A 6,862-nucleotide genomic window follows, 5' to 3' on the forward strand; every position below is an offset into this window, starting at 1 on the left:
GTCATTCGCTCAGGTTTGTTGATATTCGGTGCTCAGGAAATTCCGCGTACACGAAGGCGAGCGAACGTCAGCGAATGTCGCGCCTGAAACTGGGGGTCAAGAGGTCGTGGGTTCAAATCCCGCTAGCCCGACAGAAAAAACACTCGGGTTTGGAGGATACCAAACCCAATAGAATCAAGGCATGACCTCGCGAAAAGAAGCCGGCTCCTTGAGTGGTGGGGTATTCAACGTTCCAAACTTCTTGAGCTTTCTTCGCATCGCGCTGGTCCCAGTTTTTCTTTGGTTTTTGCTCGAAGAAATGTTTGTTTCGGCAATAACTGTCTTGGCGATAGCCGGTCTAACCGATTTCCTTGATGGCTACCTAGCCAGAAAGCTTAACCAGACCACCAAGCTTGGCAAGTTGCTAGATCCGGTCGCCGACCGGTTGTATATTTTCGCTACCCTATTGGCTCTTTCCGCAACCGGTTATGTTCCCTGGTGGCTAGCGGGCCTAGTCATATTGCGTGATTTGCTGATGCTCATCTCTCTTCCGGTCTTGGCCTCGGTTGGTCACCGAACACTGCCGGTTCACTACCTGGGTAAGGCCAGTACCTTTGCTTTGCTCTACGCATTCCCACTTTTACTCATGGGCAAGATCTTTACAGAAGCGGCGTTTATCATCACCCCGGCCGCCTGGGCGTTCGCCCTCTGGGGGGTGGCTCTGTACTGGTGGTCGGGTTTTGTCTACCTCTGGCAGCTGGTTTTATTGATTAGAGAACAGCGCCAGAGTTCGACTAATGTGAATGTAAGTAAAAGAGGAGTGTGATGGGCGAAAACGAAAGCAAGGACGAGGTCGAATCGACCCTGCGCTTCAACTCCGAGTGGCTCACCGAGGAAAATCAGGTTCTGAGCCCAGAACACCAGCTGGCCGTGGACGCCCTACCTGAGGGTCACTCTCTGCTAATTGTCCGCCAGGGCCCCAAATCAGGCGCCAGATTCTTGCTAGATAGCGATCTAACAACGGTAGGCAGACACCCAAATGCTGACATCTTTTTAGATGACGTAACTGTCTCGAGACGACATGCTGAATTCCACCGTCACGGGAATTCTTTCCAAGTTCAGGACTTGGCATCGCTGAATGGAACCTATTACGATGGGGTTCGGATTGAGAGTGCTCTTTTAGAAGAGGGTGCCGAAGTCCAAATTGGAAAATTCCGTCTCACATTTTATTCTTCGAGAGCAGCAGGCAATAACTAATGGGTTCAGCGCAGAGCAACGTTAGGGCAATTTCCTCAAGTGGGAAACTGTTCACTATCGGTCAGGTGCTCGGCGTTCTCAATAGAGACTTTCCAGATCTTTCTCCCTCCAAACTTCGCTTCCTAGAAGAACAGGGTTTGATCGAACCACAACGAACCCCCGCTGGCTATCGTAAATTTTCAGAGCAAGATGTTCAGCGCACGAGGGTGATTCTTGAGCTTCAAAGAGATCAGTATCTTCCGCTTCGCGTAATTCGCGAATACTTAGAGCAGCTCGACCAGGGCAAGACCCCATCTTTTCCTGCGGCTCAGCCTTCGGTATCTAAGCTTCAGCCAAAGAACCCGCTAAAGCTAACCAAGGTTGCGCTGATGAGCGAAACCGGAATCAGCGCCGGGCTTTTGCAAGAAGCACAGACACTTATGTTGATTGCAAAGGAACCCTTTGAGGCCAGCGATTTGGAAATCGCACGTGCGATTGTTCACCTGCAGCGCTTTGGAATTTCACCTCGCCACCTCCGCGGACTAAAAGCGTCAGCCGACCGTGAGATTGGAATTATTGAGGGTGTAGTGGCGCCGGTACTCGGGAAGAACGAGCCGGCAAGTAAGTCCAGGGCATCTCACTATGCCCAAGAGATCGAGAACCAGTTCGCCACAATTCGTGGTGAGCTTATGAAATCGGTCATCGCCAAGATTGACCAGTAGCTAGCTGGAAACACAGCCCCCGACACGCCGTTTAAGTCGATTAACTGGCCTTGTTACCCCTTCCACGAGACAATTAGAGCTTGACGCAGGTAATAGAAGGAGTGTGAAATGACTGACGACTCTACTCTTGGCGACGGCATGCTTTTCACTGACGGCCTGCTATCTCAAGACCCCAAAGTTGGCTACCGCGGAACGGCAGCCGCCGCTGCCAGCGGAATTAGCTATCGGCAGCTTGACTACTGGGACCGCACCGGGCTACTTCAGCCTTCAGTTCGCGGCGCCTCCGGTTCTGGTTCACAGAGACTTTACGCATTCCGCGATATTTTGGTTCTAAAGCTTGTCAAGCGACTTCTGGACACTGGAGTTTCTCTTCAGCAGATCCGAATTGCCGTGGACCAGCTTCGTGCTGCAGGGCTAAACGACCTTGCGAGAATCACTCTGATGAGCGATGGGGCCAGGGTTTACCTCTGCACCTCGGAGGACGAAGTAATCGACCTACTGGGTCGCGGTCAGGGAGTATTTGGTATTGCAGTTGGACGAGTTCTTCGTGAGGTTGAGGCTTCGCTTGTGAACATCGCGACCCTACACCTAGATGACATGGATGAGCTTGCCGCTAGAAGGGCAAACCGAAAGGCTGTTTAGTCTTTTTTTATTCTCCCAAATCAAGAACCGATTGAATCGATGCTCCGCGCCTGATTCGGACCGACTTGGTGGCTTTTTTATTTCTTTTTAGAGACCTTGAGCTTTGCTCTATTACTGGCCCCTCGAAAACTTTGTCCAGAACTTCCTCAAAGTTCTTTGCCATTTTGTTGGCGATTTCTCCAGGCCAGCTGTGAATTGGTCGAGCAGCTCCCTGAGCCTGCTGAACAGCGGAGTGCTCCTCGATTGCAATCGAGATGAGTCTTGGACCAAACAGCTGCTCCAGCTCAGCAAATCGAAACTGGTGCTCTTTGGATGCCGGAATGTATCGATTCACCAGGACACCTAGGGCTTGAAGTCTTCCAGCGGTTTGCTTACTGATTTCGGCAATGGCTCGAATGGCCCGGTCGGCTGCAAGCACCGAAAAGATTGATGGCTCCGCAATGACCAGAACTTTGTCACTTGCGGTCCAGGCCAATTGGGTGAGTCCATTTAGTGAAGGGGGAGTGTCGATGATAACTATGTCGTATTCGGTCTCTACTCGGCTAAGAGCCTCTTCTAGGCGCCAGAGGTCGCGCTTGGTGGGGGTTGGACTGTCAAATTCGACCACCTTGGGGCTTCCGGGCAGTAAATCCATAACCCCGCCCGACAGCGATTCCCAATCACTGACTACTATTGCTTTATGCACATTGGAGTGCTTGGGAAGTCTTAGGACCTCGGCACAAGTCGCCCTTAATTCTCGGGTGGCACCAAGTGCTGTGGTCGCGTCAGACTGTGGATCGAGATCCACTACCAACGTTCGAAGCCCTCTCGATAGGGCGGCGGAAGCCAATCCCAGGGCAACGGTGGTTTTACCAACTCCGCCCTTGAGAGAGCTGACGCTTAGAACGTGCATCCAAATAGGCTACCTTTTTATTTAGGGATAGATTTGAAGCGAAACTGGCTCATTCAGGTAAGGGATAGATGTTCAGCAAGATTTTGGTGGCAAACCGAGGCGAGATCGCTGTCCGCGCCTTCCGAGCGGCCTTTGAGCTAGGCGCCAAGACAGTAGCGGTTTTCCCGTACGAGGACAGAAACTCGACACATCGCCAGAAAGCTGACGAGGCTTACCAAATCGGTGAAATTGGACACCCGGTTCGCGCCTACCTAGATGTTTCGGAAATAATCCGTGTTGCCAAAGAATGTGGTGCGGATGCCATCTATCCAGGCTACGGTTTTCTTTCCGAAAACCCAGAGCTGGCCAAGGCCGCTCGGGCAAACGGTATTGCCTTCATTGGGCCAAACCACGACGTTCTAGAGCTAGCCGGAAACAAGGTAAACGCAATCCAGGCTGCGTCTAGAGCGGGGGTGCCGGTCCTAAAATCCTCCGTGTCCTCGGCTGACCCGAAAGTACTTCTAAAAGCTGCCAAGGAGATTGGTTTTCCAATTTTTGTAAAGGCGGTGGCCGGAGGCGGTGGCCGCGGCATGAGACGAGTCACTGAAGAGTCCGAGCTTGCCTCCGCAATCACCGACGCTTCGAAAGAAGCCGAGAGCGCTTTTGGTGACCCCAGGGTATTTCTAGAGCAAGCAGTTCTTCGCCCTCGACACATAGAGGTTCAGATTCTGGCCGATGGCCAGGGAAACGTTGTGCACCTATTCGAGCGCGACTGCTCGGTTCAAAGGCGCAACCAGAAAGTGGTCGAGATTGCACCGGCACCAAACATCGAAGAGGGCTTGCGCCAGCAGCTCTATAAAGATGCTGTGAACTTTGCCAAGGAACTCGGTTATGAAAATGCCGGCACCGTTGAGTTCTTGGTGGACACGGTAGGACCAAATGCTGGAAAGCACGTCTTCATTGAAATGAACCCTCGGATTCAGGTTGAGCACACCGTCACCGAGGAAATCACCGACATCGACCTGGTCCAGTCTCAGATGAGAATTGCAGCGGGGGAGTCGCTGTCTGATTTGGGCCTGAGTCAAGACAGCATTTCGATGCACGGCTTTGCGATCCAGTGCCGAATCACAACTGAAGACCCGGCCGCAAATTTTAGGCCTGACACTGGAAAGATCACCACCTACCGTTCCCCCGGTGGAGCCGGTATCAGGTTAGACGGTGGAACAGTTTCAACCGGAGCTGAGATTTCCCCGCACTTTGACTCGATGCTTGTGAAGCTAATCTCCCGAGGTAAAGACTTTTCGGCCGCTGTGACTAGGGCACGTCGAGGCCTAGCTGAATTTAGAATTCGTGGAGTTTCAACCAACATCTCATTCCTCCAGGCGGTGCTGGCTGATGAGACCTTTGCCAGCGGGGAGCTAAGCACAGCCTTCATCGATGAGCGCCCCGAGCTATTTCTAACAAAACCTTCTAAAGACCGCGGCGGAAAACTACTGCAGTGGCTGGCCGAGACAACGGTTAATCAGCCCAACGGACCGCGACTTGATTACGCCGACCCAGCTTTGAAGCTTCCCAAAGTGGATTTGACTAAGCCCGCTCCGGCCGGATCCCGCCAGCGCCTTTTGGAACTTGGCCCGGAGGGCTTTGCGAAGGCTCTTCGAGAACAAAAACAAGTTGCGATAACTGACACTACTTTTCGGGATGCGCACCAGTCACTTCTTGCGACCAGGGTGAGAACACGAGACTTGGTTCAAGTTGCGCCACACGTTGCAAGACTCACACCTGAATTATTTTCCGTCGAGGCCTGGGGTGGTGCCACCTACGATGTAGCACTGCGTTTCCTCGCCGAGGACCCCTGGGAAAGACTTGAGGCACTTCGGGAAGCAATGCCGAATGTTTGTATCCAGATGTTACTTCGTGGAAGAAACACTGTTGGCTACACCCCGTACCCAGAGATTGTCACGAAGTCATTTATTGAGGAGGCAACCAAGACCGGAATAGATATTTTCCGCATCTTCGATGCGCTAAATGACGTCGAGCAAATGCGCCCGGCAATCGAAGCGGTCTTGGAAACCGGGCAGGCAGTTGCCGAGGTTGGTATTTGCTATTCGGGAAACTTACTTGACCCAGGCGAAGATCTTTACACCCTGGATTACTACCTCGCACTTGCCGAGAAAATGGTTTCAGCCGGAGCCCATATCCTTGCTATCAAGGACATGGCGGGTCTTCTAAGGCCAGAGGCCGGAAGAAAACTTGTGAGCGCACTTCGAGAGAGATTCGATCTGCCGGTTCACTTACACACCCACGACACCGCAGGTGGCCAGCTCGCTACTTTGTTGGCAGCCATTCAAGCCGGGGTAGACGCCGTTGATGTTGCAAGTGCTCCAATGGCCGGCACCACCTCTCAGCCTTCTGCATCTTCCTTGATTGCAGCTCTTGCCAACACCGAGTACGACTGCGGAATTGAGCTCTCGGCAGTCACGCAGCTTGAGCCATACTTCGAAGCGGTTAGAAAAATCTACGCCCCGTTTGAGTCCGGTCTTCCAGGTCCAACCGGTCGGGTGTACAGCCACGAGATTCCTGGAGGTCAGCTCTCGAATCTTCGACAGCAAGCTATTGCCCTCGGACTCGGGGATCAGTTCGAAAAAATTGAAGACATGTACGCTGCGGCTAACGAAATTCTTGGCAGACCAACGAAGGTGACACCTTCGTCGAAAGTAGTTGGCGACCTGGCGCTGCATCTAGTGGCGGTTGATGCCGACCCGGAGGATTTTGCGAATAATCCTGAAAACTACGACGTGCCGGACTCAGTAGTTGGTTTCATGGCTGGTGAACTTGGAGACTTGCCCGGCGGATGGCCGGAGCCATTTAGGACCAAGGTTCTAAAGGGTAGGAACATTAAGTTGGGAGTCGAGGAAGTTTCCGAACAGGACCTGAAGCTTTTATCCGGCACTTCTCATGATCGCAGGGCGACATTGAACAGGCTACTGTTCCCAGCACCGTTCAAAGAATTTAGCAAGATGCGTGAAAACTACGGCCGCCTCGACCAGGTCGATACCATCGATTTCTTGTACGGATTGGAGCAGGGCACCGAACACATGATCGAATTGGCCAAAGGTCTAAGGCTATACGTGGGCCTCGAGGCAATCGGTAGCCCGGACCCGAAGGGCTTCCGCACGGTCATGGCGACTTTGAACGGTCAGCTTCGTCCGGTGAATGTTCGCGATAGAAAAATTGTCAGCGACGTTGTCATGGCAGAGAAGGCAGACCCGAAGAACTTAGGTCACGTGGCTGCACCTTTCCAGGGGGTTGTGACACTAAAGACCGTGGTGGGAACCAAGGTCGAACTTGGGCAGCCGGTGGCGAGTATTGAAGCAATGAAAATGGAGGCCACAATCACCTCGAGTGCCTC

6 protein-coding genes are annotated in these 6,862 nt (G+C 52.8%); 5 read left to right on the top strand and 1 reads right to left on the bottom strand.

The window, feature by feature from the left end; all coding sequences use genetic code 11:
• The first annotated feature begins 181 nt into the window (after positions 1–181).
• The 4 genes from WAO31_RS03810 to WAO31_RS03825 all read left to right on the top strand — a co-directional run bounded on the left by WAO31_RS03810 (position 182) and on the right by WAO31_RS03825 (position 2,579).
• Entirely contained in the window at positions 182–805 is a 624-nt protein-coding gene (locus WAO31_RS03810; RefSeq protein ID WP_509590453.1) for a CDP-alcohol phosphatidyltransferase family protein, read from the top strand.
• Entirely contained in the window at positions 805–1,236 is a 432-nt protein-coding gene (locus WAO31_RS03815) for an FHA domain-containing protein (RefSeq protein WP_509590456.1), read from the top strand. The genes WAO31_RS03810 and WAO31_RS03815 overlap by 1 nt, the downstream gene beginning before the upstream one ends.
• Positions 1,236–1,937 (top strand): transcriptional regulator FtsR, encoded by a 702-nt coding sequence (ftsR, locus tag WAO31_RS03820; protein WP_509590458.1) that lies wholly within the window; start codon positions 1,236–1,238, stop codon positions 1,935–1,937. Before WAO31_RS03815 ends, ftsR begins: the two co-directional genes overlap by 1 nt.
• 108 nt (positions 1,938–2,045) lie before the next feature.
• A complete protein-coding gene (locus WAO31_RS03825) occupies positions 2,046–2,579 on the top strand; it encodes a MerR family transcriptional regulator (protein ID WP_509590460.1) in 534 nt (177 codons plus the stop codon).
• A 7-nt stretch (positions 2,580–2,586) separates the two neighbouring features.
• Here WAO31_RS03825 and WAO31_RS03830 read toward each other — a convergent pair whose 3' ends face one another.
• The gene (locus WAO31_RS03830; protein WP_509590462.1) at positions 2,587–3,471 is read right to left on the bottom strand and encodes a ParA family protein; all 885 of its coding nucleotides are present in this window, start codon (positions 3,469–3,471) and stop codon (positions 2,587–2,589) included.
• A gap of 68 nt (positions 3,472–3,539) precedes the next feature.
• On the opposite strand from WAO31_RS03830, the gene WAO31_RS03835 reads away from it, so the two are divergent.
• Positions 3,540–6,862 (top strand): pyruvate carboxylase (locus WAO31_RS03835; RefSeq protein ID WP_509590464.1); only part of this gene is annotated, 3,323 nt, incomplete at its 3' end.

The sequence above is a fragment of the Rhodoluna sp. genome (assembly GCF_049276775.1).
In the GTDB taxonomy this organism is placed as follows: domain Bacteria; phylum Actinomycetota; class Actinomycetes; order Actinomycetales; family Microbacteriaceae; genus Rhodoluna.